The organism is Noviherbaspirillum sp. FW303-A3 (assembly GCF_058788695.1).
Genome location: NZ_JBYTAZ010000001.1, coordinates 4169084 through 4190705, shown reverse-complemented (window position 1 = coordinate 4190705; position 21622 = coordinate 4169084). Strand labels below are relative to the sequence as shown.

General features: G+C 62.7%; 21 protein-coding genes and 1 pseudogene. 13 read left to right on the top strand and 9 right to left on the bottom strand.

Features of this window, described 5'->3' with window-relative positions; genetic code table 11:
- Positions 1-56 precede the first annotated feature (56 nt).
- The 6 genes from AC3WOY_RS20160 to AC3WOY_RS20135 are packed head-to-tail and all read left to right on the top strand — an operon-like array spanning position 57 to position 7378.
- Positions 57-1034: a bifunctional riboflavin kinase/FAD synthetase gene (locus tag AC3WOY_RS20160; protein WP_492426984.1), complete on the top strand. Its 978-nt coding sequence runs from the start codon at positions 57-59 to the stop codon at positions 1032-1034.
- A 58-nt stretch (positions 1035-1092) separates the two neighbouring features.
- Positions 1093-3942, top strand: coding sequence for an isoleucine--tRNA ligase (gene ileS, locus AC3WOY_RS20155; protein ID WP_492426982.1), 2850 nt, complete (start codon positions 1093-1095; stop codon positions 3940-3942).
- Positions 3943-3991: 49 nt separating this feature from the next.
- Entirely contained in the window at positions 3992-4501 is a 510-nt protein-coding gene (lspA, locus tag AC3WOY_RS20150) for a signal peptidase II (protein WP_492426980.1), read from the top strand.
- A 41-nt stretch (positions 4502-4542) separates the two neighbouring features.
- Positions 4543-5733 (top strand): bifunctional phosphopantothenoylcysteine decarboxylase/phosphopantothenate--cysteine ligase CoaBC, encoded by a 1191-nt coding sequence (coaBC, locus tag AC3WOY_RS20145; RefSeq protein ID WP_492426978.1) that lies wholly within the window; start codon positions 4543-4545, stop codon positions 5731-5733.
- A gap of 60 nt (positions 5734-5793) precedes the next feature.
- Positions 5794-6243 (top strand): dUTP diphosphatase, encoded by a 450-nt coding sequence (dut, locus tag AC3WOY_RS20140; RefSeq protein WP_492426976.1) that lies wholly within the window; start codon positions 5794-5796, stop codon positions 6241-6243.
- A 16-nt stretch (positions 6244-6259) separates the two neighbouring features.
- Positions 6260-7378: a M48 family metalloprotease gene (locus AC3WOY_RS20135; RefSeq protein WP_492426974.1), complete on the top strand. Its 1119-nt coding sequence runs from the start codon at positions 6260-6262 to the stop codon at positions 7376-7378.
- A gap of 64 nt (positions 7379-7442) precedes the next feature.
- Here the strand turns inward: AC3WOY_RS20135 and AC3WOY_RS20130 are convergent, their stop codons facing one another.
- The 9 genes from AC3WOY_RS20130 to AC3WOY_RS20090 form a co-directional block, all read right to left on the bottom strand.
- A complete protein-coding gene (locus AC3WOY_RS20130) occupies positions 7443-8369 on the bottom strand; it encodes a CysB family HTH-type transcriptional regulator (protein ID WP_492426972.1) in 927 nt (308 codons plus the stop codon).
- An 11-nt stretch (positions 8370-8380) separates the two neighbouring features.
- Positions 8381-9448: a sulfate/molybdate ABC transporter ATP-binding protein gene (locus AC3WOY_RS20125; RefSeq protein ID WP_492426970.1), complete on the bottom strand. Its 1068-nt coding sequence runs from the start codon at positions 9446-9448 to the stop codon at positions 8381-8383.
- 2 nt (positions 9449-9450) lie between these two features.
- Positions 9451-10356: a sulfate ABC transporter permease subunit CysW gene (gene cysW / locus AC3WOY_RS20120; protein ID WP_492426968.1), complete on the bottom strand. Its 906-nt coding sequence runs from the start codon at positions 10354-10356 to the stop codon at positions 9451-9453.
- A 1-nt stretch (position 10357) separates the two neighbouring features.
- The gene (cysT, locus tag AC3WOY_RS20115) at positions 10358-11224 is read right to left on the bottom strand and encodes a sulfate ABC transporter permease subunit CysT (protein WP_492426966.1); all 867 of its coding nucleotides are present in this window, start codon (positions 11222-11224) and stop codon (positions 10358-10360) included.
- 373 nt (positions 11225-11597) lie between these two features.
- Complete coding sequence (locus AC3WOY_RS20110) at positions 11598-12467, bottom strand: EAL domain-containing protein (RefSeq protein WP_492426964.1); 870 nt, start codon at positions 12465-12467, stop codon at positions 11598-11600.
- 25 nt (positions 12468-12492) lie between these two features.
- Positions 12493-12627, bottom strand: coding sequence for a hypothetical protein (locus AC3WOY_RS20105; protein WP_492426962.1), 135 nt, complete (start codon positions 12625-12627; stop codon positions 12493-12495).
- A gap of 185 nt (positions 12628-12812) precedes the next feature.
- Positions 12813-13820, bottom strand: a complete 1008-nt coding sequence (locus AC3WOY_RS20100) for a sulfate ABC transporter substrate-binding protein (RefSeq protein WP_492426960.1) — start codon at positions 13818-13820, stop codon at positions 12813-12815.
- 162 nt (positions 13821-13982) lie between these two features.
- Complete coding sequence (locus tag AC3WOY_RS20095) at positions 13983-14486, bottom strand: GNAT family N-acetyltransferase (protein WP_492426958.1); 504 nt, start codon at positions 14484-14486, stop codon at positions 13983-13985.
- A 126-nt stretch (positions 14487-14612) separates the two neighbouring features.
- Positions 14613-15035 (bottom strand): DoxX family protein, encoded by a 423-nt coding sequence (locus AC3WOY_RS20090; protein ID WP_492426956.1) that lies wholly within the window; start codon positions 15033-15035, stop codon positions 14613-14615.
- A gap of 221 nt (positions 15036-15256) precedes the next feature.
- Between AC3WOY_RS20090 and AC3WOY_RS20085 the strand changes: the two are divergent.
- The 7 genes and pseudogenes from AC3WOY_RS20085 to AC3WOY_RS20055 form a co-directional block, all read left to right on the top strand.
- A pseudogene (locus AC3WOY_RS20085) lies at positions 15257-15376 on the top strand (GntR family transcriptional regulator); the annotation flags it as partial.
- Positions 15377-15388: 12 nt separating this feature from the next.
- Positions 15389-17131, top strand: a complete 1743-nt coding sequence (locus AC3WOY_RS20080) for a fumarate reductase/succinate dehydrogenase flavoprotein subunit (protein WP_492426954.1) — start codon at positions 15389-15391, stop codon at positions 17129-17131.
- Positions 17132-17144: 13 nt separating this feature from the next.
- The gene (locus AC3WOY_RS20075; protein WP_492426952.1) at positions 17145-17378 is read left to right on the top strand and encodes a 4Fe-4S dicluster domain-containing protein; all 234 of its coding nucleotides are present in this window, start codon (positions 17145-17147) and stop codon (positions 17376-17378) included.
- A gap of 36 nt (positions 17379-17414) precedes the next feature.
- Positions 17415-18815 (top strand): ABC transporter substrate-binding protein, encoded by a 1401-nt coding sequence (locus tag AC3WOY_RS20070; protein ID WP_492426950.1) that lies wholly within the window; start codon positions 17415-17417, stop codon positions 18813-18815.
- A 166-nt stretch (positions 18816-18981) separates the two neighbouring features.
- Entirely contained in the window at positions 18982-19797 is an 816-nt protein-coding gene (locus AC3WOY_RS20065) for an ABC transporter permease (protein WP_492426948.1), read from the top strand.
- A gap of 2 nt (positions 19798-19799) precedes the next feature.
- Positions 19800-20639, top strand: a complete 840-nt coding sequence (locus tag AC3WOY_RS20060) for an ABC transporter ATP-binding protein (protein ID WP_492426946.1) — start codon at positions 19800-19802, stop codon at positions 20637-20639.
- Positions 20640-20648: 9 nt separating this feature from the next.
- A complete protein-coding gene (locus AC3WOY_RS20055) occupies positions 20649-21617 on the top strand; it encodes a HEAT repeat domain-containing protein (RefSeq protein ID WP_492426944.1) in 969 nt (322 codons plus the stop codon).
- Positions 21618-21622: the final 5 nt, after the last annotated feature.

Sequence of the window (21622 nt, the reverse complement as noted above, 5' to 3'; positions counted from 1 at the left end):
AAAAGCCGCGGAAAGCATTTATAATCTTAGGTTTTCCGTAAATCGGATCGACCTGCATGAAGGTATTTCGCGGACTTCCCAACGCTGCATCGCGGGCGGCATGTGCGCTCACGATCGGCAACTTCGACGGCGTGCATCGCGGCCACCAGGCGCTGCTGGCGCGCGTGCGCGAAGCCGCGACCAGGCTGGGCGTCGAAGCGGCCGTCATGACCTTCGAGCCGCACCCGCGCGAATTCTTTGCGCGCATGGCCGGCGACCTGTCGAAGGCGCCGGCCCGCATCGCCAACCTGCGCGACAAGCTGCAGTCGCTGGACAACGCAGGCGTGGACCGGGTGATCGTCGAACACTTCAATGCCCATTTCGCCTCCATGTCGCCGCAGGACTTCGTCGAGAAAGTCCTGGTCCAAGGCCTGCATGTGAAATGGCTGATGGTGGGCGAGGATTTCTGCTACGGATCGAAACGCGCCGGCAATGTCGCCACACTGGTTGAAGCGGGCAAGAAATACGGCTTCCATGTCGAAGCCCTGCCGACGGTGATGAACGAAGGCACGCGCATCTCGTCCTCCGCCGTGCGCGCCGCGCTTGCCGACAGCAATTTCGCGCTCGCCGCGCAACTGCTCGGCCACCCGTACGCGATTTCCGGCCACGTTGCCCATGGCAAAAAACTGGGCCGCACCATCGGCTTCCCAACGATGAACCTGCGCGTTACCCACAAGCGCCCCGCCATCTCGGGCGTCTTCGTCGTCCAGGTGCACGGCCTGGCGGACAAGCCGCTGGCCGGCGTGGCCAGCCTCGGTGTGCGGCCGACCATCGAGGATGCGGGCCGCGTGCTGCTGGAGACCTATCTGTTCGACTACAACGAGCAATGCTACGGCAAGGTGATCCGCGTGGAATTCCTGAAAAAACTGCGCGACGAGGAAAAATACATCGACCTGCCGACATTGACCGCCGCCATCGAGAACGACGCGCAGCAGGCACGCGACTTCTTCCAGGCACGCGAAGCCCAGGTAACTTCTGCTACCGACCGAATTTGACGATCAGACACGTCATGCCCACTGTTTGATCCACCCGATTTTTACGACTGAAACCATCATGTCCGAGCAAAAAAACAAGTACCCTGTCAACCTGATCGACACGCCCTTCCCGATGCGCGGCGACCTCGCCAAGCGCGAACCCAAGTGGGTCAAGGAATGGCAGGAAAAGAAGATCTACCAGCGCATCCGCAAGGCGTCCAAGGGACGTCCTAAGTGGATCCTGCACGACGGCCCGCCCTACGCGAACGGCGACATCCACATCGGCCATGCCGTCAACAAGATCCTCAAGGACATGATCGTCAAGGCCCGCAACATGGCCGGCTTCGACGCGCAATACATTCCCGGCTGGGACTGCCACGGCATGCCGATCGAGATCCAGATCGAGAAACAGTTCGGCAAGCACCTGCCCACGGCGGAAGTGCAGGCCAAGTCGCGCGCCTATGCGAGCGAGCAGATCGAGCGCCAGAAGAAGGACTTCATCCGCCTCGGCGTGCTCGGCGACTGGGACCGTCCGTACAAGACCATGGAATTCCGGAACGAAGCCGATGAAATCCGCGTGCTCGGCAAGATCCTTGACAAAGGTTACGTCTACCGCGGCCTGAAGCCGGTCAACTGGTGCTTCGACTGCGGCTCGGCGCTGGCGGAAGCGGAAGTGGAATACCAGGACAAGCGCGACCCGGCGATCGACGTCGGTTTCCCGTTTGCGGAACACGACAAACTCGCGCGCGCCTTCGGCCTCGACAAGCTGCCTGCCGACAAAGGCTATGCCGTCATCTGGACCACGACACCGTGGACCATTCCTGCCAACCAGGCGCTGAACGTACACCCGGAACACCGCTACGCGCTGGTGCAGACCGAGCGCAACGGCGAAACCATCCTGCTGCTGCTCGCCGCCGAACTGGTGGCTTCCTGCCTCCAGCGTTACGGCCTGGAAGGCAAGATCATCGCGACCTGCGGCGGCGAAGCGCTGTCGATGATCAAGTTCAAGCACCCGTTCGCGAATGCGGACAAGGGCTACGACCGTTACTCGCCGATCTATGTCGGCAACTACGTCACGCTCGATACCGGTACCGGCATCGTGCACTCCGCGCCGGCCTACGGCCTCGACGACTTCGTCTCCTGCAAGTCGCACGGCATGACCGACGACGAGATCCTGAAACCGGTCATGGGCGACGGCAAGTACGCCTCGTGGCTGCCCTTCTTCGGCGGCATGACGATCTGGGAAGCGTCCAAGCCGATCTGCGCCAAGCTGGAAGAAGTCGGCTCGCTGTTCAAGCTGGTGATGTTCGACCACAGCTACATGCACTGCTGGCGGCACAAGTCGCCGATCATCTACCGTGCGACCTCGCAGTGGTTCGCCGGCATGGATGTGGCGCCGAAGGATGGCGGCAAGAGTCTGCGCGAAACCGCGCTGGCCGGTGTGGAAGCCACCGCATTCTTCCCGTCCTGGGGCAAGGCGCGCCTGCACGGCATGATCGCCAACCGCCCGGACTGGACCCTGTCGCGCCAGCGCCAGTGGGGCGTGCCGATGGCCTTCTTCGTGCACAAGGAAACCGGCGAGCTGCATCCGCGCACGCCGGAGCTGCTCGAAGCCGTCGCCAAGCTCGTTGAGAAGAACGGCATCGAAGCCTGGCAAGCGCTCGATCCGAAGGACCTGCTCGGCGCCGATGCCGAGATGTATGTGAAGAACAAGGACACGCTGGACGTGTGGTTCGATTCCGGCTCCACGCACCAGACCGTGCTGCGCGGTTCGCATGCGGATGAATCGCATTTCCCGGCCGACCTGTACCTGGAAGGTTCGGACCAGCATCGCGGCTGGTTCCACTCCTCGCTGCTGACCTCGTCCATGACCGACGGCCGCCCGCCGTACAAGGCGCTGCTCACGCACGGCTTCGTGGTCGACGGTGAAGGCAAGAAAATGTCCAAGTCCAAGGGCAACGTGGTCGCGCCGCAGAAGGTATCCGACGCCCTCGGCGCGGAAATCCTGCGCTTGTGGGTGGCATCGACCGACTACTCCGGCGAACTGTCGATCTCCGACGAGATCCTCAAGCGCGTGGTCGAAGCCTACCGCCGCATCCGCAACACGCTGCGCTTCCTGCTGGCCAATACTTCCGACTTCGATCCGAAGAAAGATGCCGTACCGGTCGCCGACATGTTCGAGATCGACCGCTATGCGATTGCCCGCATGGCGCAACTGCAGGGCGAAATCCTGCAGCACTTCGAGGGCTTCGAATTCCATCCGGTTGTAGCCAAGCTGCAGATGTACTGCTCGGAAGACCTCGGCGGCTTCTACCTCGACATCCTGAAGGACCGTCTGTACACCTGCGGCACGACGTCCAAGGCCCGCCGTTCGGCGCAGACCGCGATCTGGCACATCACCCATGCGCTGCTGCGCGTGATGGCGCCGATGCTCTCCTTCACCGCCGAAGAGGCATGGGCCGTATTCGCCGGCAAGGAAGGTTATGCGGAAAGCGACGAAACCATCTTCACTCAGGTGTATTACACCCTGCCGGAAGTCGCCGATGCGGCAACCCTGCTCGACAAGTTCTCCGCATTGCGCGAACTGCGTGCCGAGGTGACCAAGCAACTGGAAGAAGTGCGCGTGGCCGGCGGCATCGGCTCGTCGCTCCAGGCCGAGGTCGAGATCAAGGCCAGCGGCGACAAGTTCAGACTGCTCGACAGCCTTGGCGACGACCTCAAGTTTGTCTTCATCACCTCGCAGGCCAAGGTGACGAAGGTGGCAAGCGAAGCGGAAGAAGGCGTCGTCGTGACGCCTTCCTCTCAGCAGAAGTGCGAGCGTTGCTGGCACTACCGCGCCGATGTCGGCACGCATGCCGACCATCCGGGCATTTGCGGCCGCTGCGTGAGCAACCTGTTCGGCAACGGCGAAGCACGCCGGTTTGCCTAATCCCCCTGTCATTCCCGCCCTGGCGGGAATGACTCCTTTCAGAGATCCCATGGCAAAACAGAAGAGCTTCAAGAACCTCTCCGCCAGCCCGAGCACCAGCATGACGCCGTGGCTGGGCATTGCGATCATCATCGTCCTGATCGACCAGATCACCAAGGTCACCATTACGCGCCTCTTCAGTTATGGCGAGTCGCTGGCGGTGACCTCGTTCTTCAATCTCGTGCGCGCACACAACAAGGGGGCGGCATTCAGTTTCCTCGCCTCGGAATCCGGCTGGCAGCGTTACTTCTTCACCGGAATCGCGATCGCCGCCGTGGTGTTCATCCTGTACCTGCTGAAGCGCCATGCCGGGCAGCGGCTCTTCTGCTGGGCGCTCGCGCTGATCCTCGGCGGCGCCATCGGCAACCTGATCGACCGCGTGCTGTACGGCTATGTGGTCGACTTCCTCGACTTCTATGCCGGCAAATGGCACTGGCCCGCCTTCAATGTCGCCGACATGGCGATCGTCGGCGGTGCCGGACTTTTCATCCTGGATGAATTGCGGCGCGTCGGGAAATAAGCTCCCCGCGCAACTGCTACACTGGAACAACAGGAGGCTCCATGGATCTCGCCGGAAAAAAGATCGTTCTCGGAATGACCGGAGGCATTGCCTGCTACAAGGTCGCGGAGCTCACGCGCGGCCTGGTCAAGGCGGGCGCGTCCGTGCAGGTCGTCATGACGCAGGCAGCAACGCAGTTCATCACGCCAGTCACCATGCAGGCGCTCTCGGGGCGCGCGGTCTTCACCGACCAGTGGGATGCGCGCATCGGCAACAACATGGCGCACATTGACCTGACGCGCGATGCCGATGCCGTAGTGATTGCGCCCTGCTCCACCGATTTCATGTTCAAGCTGGCCCACGGCGCCTGCGACGACCTGCTCTCCACGCTGTGCGTCGCGCGCCCGATGGCGGTGCCGCTGATGATTGCCCCGGCGATGAACGTCGAAATGTGGCAAAACCCGGCCACGCAGCGCAACCTCGCCCAGATCAAGGCGGACGGAATCGCGGTGCTCGGACCGGATGCCGGCGACCAGGCCTGCGGCGAGACCGGCATGGGCCGCATGCTCGAGCCTGAAGAACTGCTCGAGGAAGTGATCGCCTCGTTCCAGCCCAAGCGGCTGGCCGGCAAGCGCATCCTTGTGACAGCCGGACCGACCTTCGAGCCGATCGATCCGGTGCGCGGCATTACCAACCTCTCCTCGGGCAAGATGGGCTACGCGATTGCGCGTGCTGCACGCGAGGCGGGCGCCGATGTGTGCCTGGTGTCCGGCCCGACGGCGCTCGACGCCCCCTACGGTGTTCATCGCATTAATGTCCAGACTGCGCAGCAGATGCACGACGTCGTGATGTCGCGCGTGGACGGCCAGGACGTGTTCATTGCGGTCGCCGCCGTTGCGGACTGGCGCGTCGCCAATGCCAGCGAGCAGAAGCTGAAGAAGAACAGCGCGGGCGATGTTCCCCAACTGCAGTTTGAACAGAATCCCGACATCCTCGCGTCCGTCGCTGCCCTGCCTGCCCATCCCTACTGCGTCGGCTTCGCCGCGGAATCGGAGAACCTGCTGCAATACGGCGAAGAAAAACGCAAGAAAAAAGGCATCCCGCTGCTGGTCGGCAACATCGGGCACCAGACCTTCGGCAAGGACGAAAACGAACTCGTTCTCTTTGACGACAAGGGCAACCAGCGCCTGCCCCGCGCCGGCAAGCAGGATCTCGCCCGGCAGCTCGTCGCCGAGATCGCGTCCCGTCTCTGATCTGTATCTTTTTGTAATGCCCGGCTTGCACAGCGGGTGCACCACCTTATCCTTACGCCAATGAAGAATATCGACGTCAAAATCCTCGACCCGCGCATGAAGGAACAAATGCCGGCCTACGCCACCACCGGCAGCGCCGGTCTTGACCTGCGCGCCTGCATCGAAGGTCCCCTCACCATCAAGCCGGGCGAAACCCACCTGATCCCCACCGGCCTGTCGATCCACATCGGCGACCCGGGCTATGCAGCGATGATCCTGCCGCGCAGCGGCATGGGCCACAAGCACGGCATCGTGCTGGGGAACCTGGTTGGCCTAATCGACTCGGATTACCAGGGCCAGCTGATGGTATCCACCTGGAACCGCGGCCAGGCTGAGTTCACGCTCAACCCGATGGAGCGGCTGGCCCAGCTCGTGATCGTTCCAGTGCTGCAGGTCGGATTCAATGTGGTCGAGGAGTTCGACAGCAGCGAACGCGGCGCCGGCGGTTTCGGCAGCACGGGAAAACACTGATATGGGAGAGGGACGGATGCGGGCTATTTTGCGACACGCTCTGCTTCTCGCGGGCAGGCAGGATGCGCGCAAGCGCGTGCTGTTGCTGCCGGCCGCGCTACTGATGGCAGCCTGCGCCACGCCCGTTGCGCCGCCCTCGGACGGCGCGCCCCCATCCGAACCCGCACGCCCGGCCCCTGCGCCATCGCAGCCGATGCCCAGCGTGAGCGCAGAGCAGCAGGCGCTGCAGGCCATGGTGGCGATGCAGGACCGCCTCTACCGGGTCGCCGCACCGCTGCTGGTGAACAACACCGACCTGTGCAAGAAGAACGCGCGCAACCTGCTCGGCTTCACCGCAAAGAATCGCTACTCCTACTCGAACGAATTCGCTGGCGCCGCCCAGAAATCCCTGGGGCTGGACGATCGCCTGCAAGTCATGGGCGTGCTGGCCGGCGGCGGCGCGGCTCGTGCCGGCGTGCGCCATGGCGACGTGCTGCTGGCGGTCGAAGACAAGAGCCTGCCAAAGGGCGAATCGGCAGAGCGCGATGCGGCCTCCATTCTTGCGCCGATGATGAGCGGACGCTCCAGCATCGCGTTGAGCGTGTTGCGCGACGGATCGCGCGTGACGCTGAACGTTCCCCTGACGTATGCCTGCGCGTTCGGCATCGAACTGGGCAATACGGAAAATGTCGCGGCCTACTCCGACGGCCATCGCGTGCTCATTACCCGCGGCATGCTGAATGCCGTGCGGTCCGACGATGAACTGGCCTTCGTGCTGTCGAAGGAAATGGCGCACAACGCGCTGTCCCATTCGACCAAGCAGCGCACAAGCGCGACGACCGGTGGCATCATCGACAACCTGACCCGCATTCGTCCGGACATGAGTGCCATGAGCGGCATGTCGGGCTTGCGCCCGATGCCCCAGGACCTGGATGCAATGGCGGACAAACTGTCGCTTTACATGCTCGCCCGAGCCGGCTACGACATCGACCAAGCGGTGCCCTTCTGGCAGCGCATGGCCAGCCAGTATCCCGCCACCATGCTCAACGGCTACACCGCCCTGCATCCGTCCACCAACTATCGTGTAGCTGCGATGGAAAAAACCATCAAGGATATCCGTGCCAAGCAGGCACGCAAGAAGCCGCTGCTGCCGTGACGCTGTCCGCATGGATGAAAAAAGGGCACTGCCGCGGCAGTGCCTTTTTTCTTTCTGCGGCAACTCAGCCTGCTGCGCTCAGGGCCGTTTCAATATCCGAGCGTTTCAGACCCGGCGCAAAGCGCAGGATGAACTCGTAGGTATAGGCGCGCAGGTATGCGCCCCGGCGCACCGCCAGCCGGGTCACGTTGGGCGCGAACAGATGCGCCGCTTCGATGGCCTTCAGTCCCGGAGCAAGGTTGTTTTCCACCGCCATCGAGGCCACAATGCCCACGCCAAGACCGAGTGACACATACTGCTGGATCACATCCGAATCCATCGCAGTCAGGACGATGTCGGTACCAATGCCGGACTGGGCGAATGCCTCGTCGATATGGCTGCGGCCAGTGAAGCCGACGTCGTAGGTGATGAGCGAATGCGCGGCGAGATCGGCAAGCGTCACCGACTTCAAATGTGCCAGCGGATGCGCCTCCGGCACGACAATCATGTGGCTCCAGCTGTAGCACGGGAAGGACACCAGGTCCTCGAACTGGCTCAGGCCCTCGGTCGCAATGCCGATATCGGCCTTGCCCGAAATGACCCACTCGGCAATATGCTCCGGCGAGCTCTGCTGCAGGGCGATGCGCACATCCGGGAATGCGCTGCGGAAGGCCTGCACCACTTTCGGCAGCACATAGCGCGCCTGGGTGTGCGTGGTGGCGACCGCCAGCGTACCGCTGCGCTCGCCGGCATATTCGCGGCTGGCCTGGCGCAGGTTTTCCGCTTCGAGCAGCAGACGTTCGATGATCTGCAGGATGCCCTTGCCGGGATCGGTCAGGCCGGTCAGGCGCTTGCCGTTGCGCTCGAAAATCTCGACGCCCAGTTCCTCTTCCAGCTCACGGATCTGGCGGCTGACGCCAGGCTGAGAGGTGAAGAGCACATTGGCGACTTCGGTCAGGTTGTAGCCGCGGCGTGCCGCTTCACGGACCGAGCGTAATTGCTGGAAGTTCATGCCGTCTCCCGTCAGACTGCTTCGTCGACGAAGACGCGCAGGCGCCTCGGGCGAACGATGAGTGTTTCGCCTTCCTGCAGCGCCAGTTGCGCATAACGCTCGGTGGAGATGACTGCTTCGATCATCTGCGCGTTGTCCGCGCGCTCCAGTTCAAGTTGCGCCAGCGGGCCGATGGCATGTGCACGGCGCAACCGGGCCACGATGCCTTCCGCGTCGGTGGTATAGCGTTCGACTTCGATGTCGTGCGGACGGACAAAGCCGACGCCTTGCGCGTCGCGCGCTTCCGCATGGTCAGGCGCGTCGAGCGTGACGCCACCTGCGTCCAGCACGCCTTCATGCACGCGCCCGTGGAACAGGTTGACGTTGCCGAGGAAGCCATACACGAAGGGCGATGCCGGCTGGTTGTACACCTGGTCCGGCGAGCCGATCTGCTCCACCTTGCCCTTGTTCATCAGGACAACCTGATCGGCGACTTCCAGCGCCTCTTCCTGGTCGTGGGTGACGAAGATGCTGGTGACGTGCAGTTCGTCATGCAGGCGACGCAGCCAGCGGCGCAGTTCCTTGCGTACCTTGGCGTCGAGTGCGCCGAAGGGCTCGTCCAGCAGCAGCACGCGTGGCTCTACTGCGAGGGCGCGCGCCAATGCAATACGCTGGCGCTGTCCGCCGGACAGTTGCGGCGGGTAGCGGTCCGCCAGCCAGTCGAGCTGCACCAGTTCCAGCAGCGACATCACTTTCTTGCGGATTTCGGATTCGGAGGGACGCTGGTTGCGCGGCTTCACGCGCAGGCCGAAGGCGATGTTCTCGAACACGGTCATGTGCTTGAACAGCGCATAGTGCTGGAACACGAAGCCGACCTGGCGCTCGCGCACATGGCTGCCCGATGCGTCCTCGCCATCGAGGAAAACCTGGCCGGAATCCGGCTGCTCCAAGCCGGCGATGATGCGCAGCAGGGTCGTCTTGCCGCAGCCCGAGGGACCGAGCAAGGCGGTCAGTTCGCCCGGCGGGAAGTTCAGCGAGACGTTATCCAGCGCGACAAAATTGCCGAAACGCTTGTTGATGTTCTTGACTTCGATACCCATGATTACTGTCCCTCGTGAAGCGGTTGCAGGTTGCTGTCGGCGGCGCGCCATTCGACAAAGGTCTTGAGCGCGAGCGTGACGAGTGCGAGCAGTGCAAGCAGCGATGCCACCGCGAACGCAGCCGCGAAGTTGTATTCGTTGTAGAGGATTTCCACCTGCAGCGGCATGGTGTTGGTTTCGCCGCGGATGTGTCCGGAGACGACCGACACGGCGCCGAATTCGCCCATCGCACGCGCGTTGCAGAGGATCACGCCGTACAGCAGGCCCCACTTGATGTTGGGCAGCGTGACATGCCAGAAAGTGCGCCAGCCGGAAGCGCCGAGCACCAGCGCGGCCTCTTCCTCTTCCGTGCCTTGCGCCTGCATCAGCGGGATCAGTTCGCGCGCGACAAAGGGGAAGGTCACGAAGATGGTGGCCAGCACGATGCCGGGTACGGCGAACAGGATCTTGATGTCGTGCTCGCGCAGCCATTCGCCGAACCACCCTTGGGCGCCGAACAGCAGCACATAGATCAGGCCCGAGATCACCGGCGACACCGAGAACGGCAGGTCGATCAGCGTAAGCAGCACGTTCTTGCCGCGGAACTCGAACTTGGCGATGGTCCAGGCGGCGGCGACGCCGAAGACCAGGTTGAGCGGCACCGCGATGGCGGCGGTAATCAGCGTCAGCTTGATCGCAGAGATGGCATCGGGCTCGACGATGGCGGCGAGATATGCATCCCAGCCTTTGCGCAGCGCTTCGGAAAACACGGCCGCCAGCGGGATGAACAGGAACAGGGTGAGGAAGGTCAGCGCGATCCCGATCAGCAGCGCGCGCACCCAGGCGGGTTCGACGGTGGCCGCCGGCGCGTAGGCGGGCTCACCCCGCGCCTGGACGGAAATCGGTAGGGTTGCAGCGGCTCCGGCCATATCAGACTTTCTCCGCCCGGCCACGCTTGCGGGTCCAGGCTTGCAGCAGGTTGATGGTCAGCAGCAGGACGAAGGACACCAGCAGCATCACCACGGCAATCGCGGTGGCGCCGGTGTAGTCGTACTGCTCCAGCTTGGTGATGATGAAAAGGGGCGTGATCTCGGACACCATCGGCATGTTGCCGGCGATGAAGATCACCGAGCCGTACTCGCCGGTGGCGCGCGCGAAGGCCAGCGCGAAGCCGGTCAGCAGGGCCGGCAGGATGGTCGGGAAGATCACCTTGGCGAAGGTTTGCAGGCGGTTGGCGCCGAGGCTGGCAGCGGCCTCTTCCAGTTCGCGCTCCGCCTCCTCCAGCACCGGCTGCACGGTGCGCACGACAAAGGGCAGGCCGATGAAGGTCAGCGCCACCAGCACGCCCAGCGGCGTGAATGCGACCTTGATGCCGAGCGGTTCGAGATAGCGGCCGATCCAGCCGTTGGAGGAATACAGCGCGGTCAGGGCAATGCCGGCGACGGCGGTCGGCAGGGCGAACGGCAGGTCCACCAGCGCGTCGATGATCTTCTTGCCCGGGAAGCGGTAGCGCACCAGCACCCAGGCAACAATGCCGCCGAAGATGACATTCAGGAGCGCACCGATCAGCGATGCGCCAAAAGTCAGCTTGTAAGACGCCACCACCCGCTCGTTGGTCACCGCTGTCCAGAATGCATCCCAGGTCATCGTGAAGGTCTTCAGGAAGACCGCCGACAACGGAATCAGGACGATCAGCGCCAGGTAGGTCAGCGTGAAGCCGAGCGCCAGCCGGAAGCCCGGGATGACACGCACGGCGTTGTGACGCCTCGCCTGCGGTGTGATTGAAAGTGTGCCCATGCGCCCTCTTATTACAAATTCAGCTAATGAAGGGCGATATTTGCATCCTCCCGTTATAAAAAGAACGATTTTTTTCGCATGTGTATAGAACGATTTCGGATATTGGGGTGCCTGCAAAGCCCCACAACGGGAACCACCTCCCGCCAAGTCATTGCTTTACTCTATAAAAAAAACAAAGACTTAGAGTGTATTTCCTCGGCAGGCATCACGTAATAACAAAGTAAACACTCGTTCCAACATTGTTATTACATATCACATGCATCGACTTCCACACTGAGCACCGAGAAGTCCGTTGAAATACAGTGCGAATATGAAAAACGCCTGTCTTCACGTCATGAAGACAGGCGTTTTTCCGGCTCCGAAGAAATATCGATCAGGCCGCGACCCGACGAATCGTGTCTCCCGGGAGCGGCTTTCCGGCATCAAGCGGACGGCCGGCAATCGACGCCGATGGCAAGTCCCAGAGGAAGCCCTGGGCGTATATCGACGTGCCGCTCAGTGCAGCGAGCCGGCGCAGGCTGTCCAACGTGTCGGCGTGCTCGACGCGTTTGAAAATCACGCGCACATTCTGTGCCGCGCACCGGTCCAGCAGGCGCAAGACCGGGCCGTCGTGGAGGGTCTGCCGCGTATCGACCTTCACCACTTCAGGCCGGACGAGATCGAGCAGCTTGAGCGCCTCGAGCGAATCGATGGCATTGACGCCGATGCGGAAGCCGTTGCGGCGGTAATTGTCCGCCACATAGTTCGCCAGCCAGCCTTGGTGCTCCACGATCACCGGCAGTTGCAGCACCACGCGCCGCTGCGGCAGGTCCAGCACCTTGAGGATGCGGCTGAATGCGGTGCCGTGGTTGCCGTCCACTGCCGCCAGCAGGCGGGCATGCACGCTCAGGTAGAGGTCACTGCCTTCGGCCTCGGGCTGACGGAAGAAATTAATCGCATGCAGCATGCGGCACAGCCGGTCGAGCTCGACCGACTCGTCATCATTGGCGGCATGGTCAAGCAGCTTCCACAGACAGAGGCCCTGGTCCGTTTCGGAATGGCTGCGGGCGAATCCTTCATATCCGATCACCTCGTTGCCATCCAGCTTGCGGATAGGCTGGAATGCGCTCGTCAGCGTGGAGTTGAAGTAGCGTCCGGTCGCGCGTCCGTCGACATCTTTCCAGACGCGGGTTCCTGCCTGTTCCGTGCCGTACAGGCGGGACAGATACTGCTCCAGGCCGGGATAAGGAATGGCAGCGGGCATCGCAGGGCCTCCTCTGTTCTGGAAATCAGACGTCGATGATGGCCTTGGCCTTGCCGCGGAACTGGTTGCGTACGTTGATTGCCTGGATGCTCATGGTGTTTCCTTTCAAGCGTGGATGGGGTGGATTGAAATGGACGAAGGCCTCCCCTGCCGCAACCATGTGTCGCAGCGACCTCTGTCTTGTATGTATGCGGAGAATGCGCTGTGGCGGGCAGCGTTAGTTGCTACATCGCGGGCCGAAGGCCGGCATGAAGCCGAGGAGGGGCATGATCCGCCCGCGCGGATCGGTTGCTCTGGCGGGCGGAAGGGAAGACATGGTTTCTCCGGAAGCCGGATTGCCGGCGATTACTTGCGGCCGGGCTGGTAGATCTGGTCGAAGGAGCCGCCGTCGGAGAAATGCGCCTTTTGCGCGACAGTCCAGCCGCCGAAGACTTCATCGATCGTAAACAGCTTCACTTTCGGGAACTGCGCCGCATACTTCTTCGCGACCTTCTCGGAAATCGGACGGTAGTAGTTCTGCGCGGCGATTTCCTGGCCCTCGTCGGTGTACAAGTAGTTCAGGTAGGCTTCGGCCACCTTGCGGGTACCCTTCTTGTCCACGACCTTGTCGACCACGGCGACCGGCGGCTCTGCAAGGATGCTCTGTGCCGGCGCGACGACTTCGAACTTGTCCGGACCGAGTTCCTTGATCGCCAGGATGGCTTCGTTTTCCCAGGCGATCAGCACATCACCGATGCCCCGCTCGACGAAGGTGGTGGTGGAACCGCGCGCGCCGGAATCCAGCACCGGTACGTTCTTGAAAATCTTCGCCACGAAGTCCTTCGCGGTGGCCTCGGAACCGCCCTGCTGCTTCAGCGCGTAACCCCAGGCCGCAAGATAGTTCCAGCGTGCGCCGCCGGAGGTCTTCGGGTTCGGGGTAATGACGGAGACGCCCGGCTTGGCGAGGTCGTTCCAGTCCTTGATGCCCTTCGGGTTACCCTTGCGCACCAGGAACACGATGGTCGAGGTGTAGGGCGAGCTGTTGTGCGGCAGGCGCTTCTGCCAGTCCTTAGCGAGCAGGCCCTTGGCGGCGATCTCGTCAATGTCGTAGGCCAGCGCCAGCGTCACGATGTCCGCGTCCAGGCCATCGATGACCGAGCGCGCCTGCTTGCCGGAGCCGCCGTGCGACTGTTTGACGGTTACGTTGTCACCAGCTTTTGCTTTCCATTGCGCGGCGAAAGCCTTGTTGAAATCCTGATACAGCTCACGCGTCGGGTCGTAGGACACGTTCAGCAGCGATACGTCGGCGGCATGGGCGGCCGGGGCGATCAGTGCAAGTGCCAGCGCGGACTGGAATAGTTTCTTGAGCAACATCTGTCTTCTCCCTGAGGAATCTGGTTTCCGAAGTCGACAGGTTAATGAAGCGCCTATACAAAAAGAACGAATACTTTTGCGCTTCTTTATGCATTATGCATATATAGAATGCTCAAGCGAAAAAATAGCCGCAGGATGCGGCCTTCGTATCTGGAGTCCGGCTCAGGCCTGGCGGCCGCAGCCGCAACCGCCGGAGCCGGGGAGTTTTTTCGTCAGTGAAACGGCATCGGTGCCGAATGCCGTCCTCGCCGGCCCGCAATCCTCAAAACCGTGGCGCTCATAAAAGTCGCGCGCCGACAGGGTGCTGGCCACCTGCATCGAACGCAGCCCCCACTCCTTCGCCTGCGCCTCGAGCGCATCGAGCAGCGCCTTGGCGGTGCCGGTGGAACGGACCTCGGGAGATATATAGAAGAGAACGATCCGGCCCTGCCGCGTCATGATCGCCACGCCGATCACCTCATCGCCGTTGCAAGCCACGATGGAATGATGCGTCGCGCATTCGAACCAGGAGGCTACATTTTCAGGGGTCTTGTTGCCCAGCCAAGCGGCAAGGATGGCGGCATCGTTGCGATGGTCTTTGGCGCAACATTCCGAAATCGAGCGGCACAACATGCGGCAGGCCGGCGCGGCATCCGCCTGCGTGGCGGCTCTGATAACTGCATTCATTCCAGCACCAAACAATACTTCCTGTTACGTGGGAAGGCCGGCGCTGGCAGTCGCCCCGGCCCTGGTTTCGGCTGGAAGAAAGTATAGCAGTGAACGCAGGAAAGCCTCCGAAGCGGCCTTTTGGCGTCAGTTCAGCCGGCCATTGACGCCGCCCATGCTGTAGCGCCCGGCCCCAAGGAAGGCCACGGCGATGGCGCTGAACAGGAACATGCCCTGCAGCTCCAGCGCCCAGCCGCCGGTCTTGTCGAGGGTGAGCAGTTCATGCATGTGGACCAGCCCGATGGCGACGATCATGTTGCCGGCGATGATCAATGCCGCCAGCCGTGTCCATGCGCCGATCAGCATGAGGATGGGCGCGAGCAGCTCCCCGACCAGCACGAGATAGGCAAGTGCACCGGGCAGGCCGTTCTTCTCGAGCATGCCGGCGATGAAGCCGACGCCGCCGGTGATCTTCGCGACGCCGTGCAAGAGGATCAAGACCGCTAGCGTGACACGCAGGATGAGCTTGCCCGCGTCTTCCGATGTGCTGCTGGGTACGGCGTCTCTCATGTTGACTCCTTCTCGGGTTTGCACTTTCGCCCTGCACATTATGCGCCTCCGGGCGCCGTCGCGTATTGCGTCTTCTTAACATTGCCGTTTGCATATTCATATGCAGTGCTGCCAAATATGCAAACGCGAAAGCCTTCGTTCTCTTTCCCCAGGGCGCTGAATAAGATCACCACACCTCGCAGGCCATCATCTGTCATGACGGCGAGAAAGAAAAGCCAAGACGCCTGACGCCTGACGCGGAGGGCTGCCCTCTGGACTTCGAATACCTGTACTTCCGCGGCGACACCTTCCAGTACCGGCTGCGCCTTGCGCGTCATCCGTCCGCCGCACCAACACCATAACCAGCAAACATCATGCAGACACACATCCAGACCGTGGACGTCCTCATCATCGGCGGCGGCACCGCCGGACCGATGGCGGCAGTGAAAGCCAAAGAAGCGAATCCCCAGCTGCGGGTCCTGCTCCTTGAAAAGGCCAACGTCAAGCGCAGCGGCGCGATTTCCATGGGAATGGACGGCCTGAACAATGCCGTCGTTCCCGGCTTTGCCACACCGGAACAGTACGTGAAGGAGATCACCACCGCCAACGACGGTATCGTCAACCAGAAGACGGTGATGGCCTACGCGCAGAACAGCTTTCCGATGATCGAAGAGCTCGACCGCTGGGGCGTGAAGTTCGAGAAGGACGAGACCGGCGACTACGCAATGCGCAAGGTGCACCACATGGGCACCTACGTGCTGCCGATGCCGGAAGGCCACGACATCAAGAAGGTGCTGTACCGCCGCCTCAAGCGCGTGCGCGTAGCGATCACCAACCGGCTGGTGGCCACGCGTCTCCTGACGGCCGAGGATGGCAGCATCGCCGGCGCGATGGCCTTCGATTGCCGCACCGGCGACTTCCATGTCGTGCGCGCCAAGACCGTGATCCTGGCCACCGGCGCTGCCGGCCGGCTCGGCCTGCCGGCCTCGGGCTACCTGTTCGGCACCTATGAAAACCCGACCAATGCGGGCGACGGCTACAGCATGGCCTACCATGCGGGCGCGGAGTTGTCGGGGATCGAATGCTTCCAGATCAATCCGCTGATCAAGGATTACAACGGCCCGGCCTGCGCCTACGTGACCGGCCCATTCGGCGGCTACACCGCGAACAACAAGGGCGAACGCTTCATCGAGTGCGACTACTGGAGCGGCCAGATGATGCTGGAGTTCTACCGCGAACTGCAGAGCGGCAACGGCCCGGTCTTCCTCAAGCTCGACCACCTGGCCGAGGAAACCATCAGCACCATCGAGACCATCCTGCATACCAACGAGCGCCCCAGCCGCGGCCGCTTTCACGAAGGCCGCGGCACCGACTACCGCGAGCAGATGGTGGAAATGCACATTTCCGAAATCGGGCTGTGCAGCGGCCACTCCGCGTCGGGCGTGTGGGTCAACGAGCATGCGGAAACGACCGTGCCCGGCTTGTACGCGGCCGGAGACCTCGCCTGCGTGCCGCATAACTACATGCTCGGGGCCTTCGTGTATGGAAAGCTGGCAGGTGAAAGCGCAGCACGATACTGCGCCGACAAGCCTCTCGCCGAGATTGATCCGGAACAGGTGGAACGCGAACGCGCACGCGTCTGGGCGCCGCTGGCGCGCGAAGACGGCCTGCCGCCCGCGCAAGTGGAATACAAGCTGCGCCGCATGGTGAACGACTACCTGCAGCCGCCGAAGGTCACGCGCAAGATGGAAATCGGCCTGTCGCGCTTCGAGACGATCCAGGAAGACCTCGACCGCATGTCCGCCAGCAACCCGCACGAACTCATGCGCGCACTGGAAGTGCATGCCATCCGCGACTGCGCCGAAATGGCCGCACGCGCCTCGCTGTTCCGCACCGAAAGCCGCTGGGGCCTGTACCACTACCGCGTCGACTTCCCCGAGCGGAACGACAGCGACTGGTTCGTCCATGCGCAACTGAAGAAGGATGGTGAGCGCATGACCTGTTTCAAGCGCGCGATCGAGCCCTACATCGTCAAGCTCGACGACCACGAGCGCAGCGCCTACCAGCGCCTGCGCATCAACAAGGAAACCAGTCAGCCGGAAACCGCCGCTGCCTGAAGGAGAAAGAGAAATGCCGACCGCTTTGAACATTACCAGCGTGCCCGTGCGCGTGGACGAGGAGAAGTGCATTGCCCACAAGGGTTGCACCGTCTGCGTCGACGTCTGCCCGCTGGACGTGCTGGCCATCGACATCGTCAAGGGCAAGGCTTACATGAAGTTCGACGAATGCTGGTACTGCATGCCCTGCGAGAAGGATTGCCCCACCGGCGCCGTGCATGTGGACATCCCCTACCTGCTGCGCTGACCGGCCGATTTTGATTTTGAAGAAAAGGAGAATGAAATGAAACTGCACCAGAAACTGCTGGGCCTGAGCCTGGCCCTCGCGTTCGGCGCCGCCGACGCCGAGACCATCCGCATCGCCATCGGCACGCAGGACACGACCATCAATTGCGCGACCGGCGGCCTGCTGATCCGCGAACTGAAGCTGCTGGAGAAATACCTGCCGCGCGACGGCAAGTACAAGGATGCGCAATACGACATCCAGTGGAAGAACTTCACCTCCGGCGCGCCGCTGACCAATGAAATGGTCGCCGGCAAGCTCGACATCGGATCGATGGCCGACTTCCCCGGCTCATTCAATGGCGCAGCGTTCCAGAAGGCGGGCAAACAGAGCCTGTTCATTACCGTGCTGTCCGGCAGTACCGTCGGCAGCGGCAACGGCATCGTGGTGCCGAAGAATTCGCCGGTGCAATCGCTTGCGGAGTTGAAGGGCAAGACCATTTCCGTGCCATTCGCCTCCACGTCGCACGGCATGCTGCTGCGCGCGGTCAAGGCCCAGGGCTGGGATCCGGAAAAGGATGTGAACATCACCACCCAGTCGCCGGAAGTCGCCGGCTCCGCCCTGCAGAGCGGCAAGATCGAGGCGCATGCCGACTTCGTGCCTTTCGCCGAGCTGTTCCCGTATCGCGGCTTCGCACGCAAGATTTATGACGGTTCGCAGGCCAATGCGCCGACCTTCCACGGCAGCCTGGTGGATGCGGATTACGCGAAGAAGTATCCGGAAATCGTCACCGCCTTCCTGCGCGCAGCCATTGAAGCCGACCGCATCATCGCCGCCGAGCCGGAAAAGTACAGCGAGCTGATCGCCAAGGTCACCGGCATCGAGGCCGAGGTGAACTACCTGTTCCACGGTCCGCTCGGATTGCAGACGCGCGACTTCACCTGGAAGCCGGAGTATCGCCAGGCAGTGAAGACCTCGATCGAAACGCTGCGTCTTCTCAAGCGTACCGAGAACGATATCGATGCCGATACCTTCATCAACGACCAGTTCATCCGCGCCGCCTTCAAGCAGGCCGGACAGAACTATGACGCGCGCCTGAAGAACTACGTGAAGCTGCCCGTGACCACGAAGGATGCCGCGAGCGGCAAGGCGATCACGGACCCGAAGCGCGTCGCGCAGATCTGGGTCGCGGGTGAACCGCTGGTGCGCCACTACGCTTCGGCCGAATCGGCACTGGGCGACCTGCTGAAGCTGGAGAAGGCCGGCAAGAAAGTCCGCGTCGTCTACGGCCATGACCGCGATACCGGGCTGAAGCTGTTTGCCGATGATGCGTGGTTTGTCAGCCATGGCAAGGGCGAATTCAGCGTGTTCCTGCTGAAAGAGAGCGCGGAGGCGTTCGCGAAGAAGAATGGCGGGAAGGTGCTGGATTTTGCCGGTGCGAGGGGAAGCATTGCAAGCTGAAGCCAGTCAAGAGCTCGGCGGCTCCTTCCCCTTCAAGGGGAAGGCTGGGATGGGGATGGGTTTCAGTGGCGCACGCACGTACACCCATCCCCACCCTAACCCTCCCCTTGAAGGGGAGGGAACTCCGAGGTCAGTTTTCCCTGAAAAGCACTGATCGAACGTAATCATGACCACGAACATCCTCAACCTCCCCGCCCAGGCAAGCTGGCAAGGCATCAGCCGCCTGCTCCTGCGCGTGGCATCCCTCATCGCCTGCGTCGCCGCATGGCAATGGGCGTCCACGCAACGCATCGACCTGGTCATCGTCACCTTCCAGAACGTCCCGTCCCCCAAGGACGTCGTCGACGCCGCATGGTCGCTGATCCAGTCGCCCAAGCTTGCCTCCCATCTGAAGGCAAGCGTCTACCGCGTCTTCGCCGGCTTCATCGCGGCCACCTTCGTCGGCATCGGCCTCGGCCTGGTGATCGGTCGCTCGCGCTGGCTGGAAGACGTCCTGCTGCCGCCGCTGGAAGTACTGCGCCCCATTCCTGCGGTCGCCTGGATTCCGCTCGCGATCCTGATGTTTCCCTCGTCTGAAATGTCGATGGTCTACATCACCTTCATCGGCGCGCTGTTCCCCATCCTGCTCAACACCATCCATGGCGTGGAAGGCGTGGACCGGCGCCTGGTCGCTTCGGCGCGCAGCCTCGGCAGCGGACGCTGGTCGATCTTCACCGAAGTCATCCTGCCGGCCGCCGCGCCGAGCATCGTCACCGGGCTGTCGATCGGCATGGGCACCGCGTGGTTCTGCCTGGTGACGGCGGAGATGATCTCGGGCCAGTTCGGCATCGGCTATTACACCTGGGCCTCGTACACCATCCAGAACTATCCGGAAATCGTGGTCGGCATGCTGTTCATCGGCGTGATCGGCATGGGCAGCAGCGTGCTGGTGCGCAAGATCGGCAATGCACTGATGCCGTGGTACCAACCGAAGGGGAAATAAGCATGAGCAACATCACACAAGGCCGCATCGACATCGAAAGCGTGCACATCCGCCTCGGCGCCGGCAAACAGGCATTCGAGGCATTGCAGGACGTGTCGATCGCCATCGAGCCCGGCGAGTTCGTCTGCCTGCTCGGCCCGTCAGGATGCGGCAAGTCGACCCTGCTCGGCGCGCTGGCCGGTCACCTGCAGCCGAGCAAGGGCAGCATCCGGCTCGACAGCCAGCCGGTCAACGGTCCCTCGCCGGAGCGTGGTCTCGTCTTCCAGCAGCACACGCTGTTTCCATGGAAGAAGGTACTCGATAACGTGGCCTTCGGACTCAAGATGAAAGGCGTTCCGCGGGAAGAACGCCGCACGCAGGCGAAGGAACTGCTCGAACTGGTCGGGCTCAAGGGTTTCGAAAACGTCTACCCGTCGCAGCTGTCCGGCGGCATGCAGCAGCGTGTCGAAATCGCCCGCGTGCTGATCAACCATCCGCGCGTGATGCTGATGGACGAACCTTTCGGCGCACTCGACGCGCAGACGCGCCTGAAGATGCAGGAGCTGCTGCTCGATGTCTGGTCGCGCATCCAGACCACGATCGTCTTCATCACCCACGATATCGATGAAGCCCTGTTCCTGGCCGACCGCATCCTGGTGATGAGCCCGCGCCCCGGGCGCATCATCGAAGAACTGAAACTGGACTTTCCCCGCCCGCGCCATGCCGACCTGGTCACTTCCGGCGAATTCACGCGCCTCAAGCGCCATTGCCTGGAGTTGCTGCATCCGCAAGGGAAAGTGATCCCGCTGGAACGACTGACCCCGCTCGGCCCGCCGGCGGCGCATCTCCAATTTGCCATATGAGGAAATAGATTGAGCACCGTTTTTCACGATGACCCCGCGCTGCAGGACATTGCGCAGCGGCTGCAGGATGGCGACAGCGAAGTTCGCCGCATCGCCCTCCTCGACCTCGCCGATCTTGCCGGCGATGAACACGCGCCGTTGCTCGTCGCTGCGTTGCGCGATCCTGCTCCCGCCGTGCGCGAGGAAGCGGCGCGGGCGCTGGAAGCCTTCGAAAGCCCCGAAAGCGTCACCGGCCTGGTCGCCCTGCTGACGGACAGCGATGCCGGCGTGCGCGGCGCGGCCGCCCACAGCCTGAGCGAGCTCAAGCATCCGGAATCGGCGGCGTTGCTGCTGCCGCATGCCGGCCATGCCGATCCCTTCGTTCGCGCCAGCGTGCTGCGCGCGTTGCGGGAGCTGAAGGCACCGGAAAGCATCGGCCCCGCACTGACCGCCCTCCAGGATGCAGATGCATCCGTGCGGCGCGAGGCGGTTGCCGTCGCCGGTTACCTGAAACACGCCGAAGCCCTCCCCGCGCTGACCGCATTGGCGACGGGCGATCCGGATCCGGAAGTGCGCCGCGCGGCGGTCGGCGCGCTCGGCTTCGCTGACGGCAACGCCCTGGAAAGCGTGCTGGCCGCACTACTGTCTGCCTTGAATGACGACGCATGGCAGGTGCGCGAAGAAGCAGCGACCACGACGGGCAAGCTGAAACTCGCCCAGGCTGGCGGCCCGCTGATCGCCGCGCTGCAGGACGACTATTGGCAAGTGCGCCTGCGCGCAGCACGCGCTCTCGGCCGCCTGCGCCATCGCGACGCCGTGCCCGCGCTGAAGGAAGCATTGACGCACCAGGCGGCCAACCTGCGCAAGGAAGCGGCGTTGTCACTGGGGGAAATCCGCAATGCGGCCGCCCTGCCCGCGCTGGAACGCGCGCTGCAGGATCCCGATCCCGAAGTACGCAAGGCTGCGCGCCTGGCCGTCGAGCAGGTCCGCTCAGCTTGAGGGAT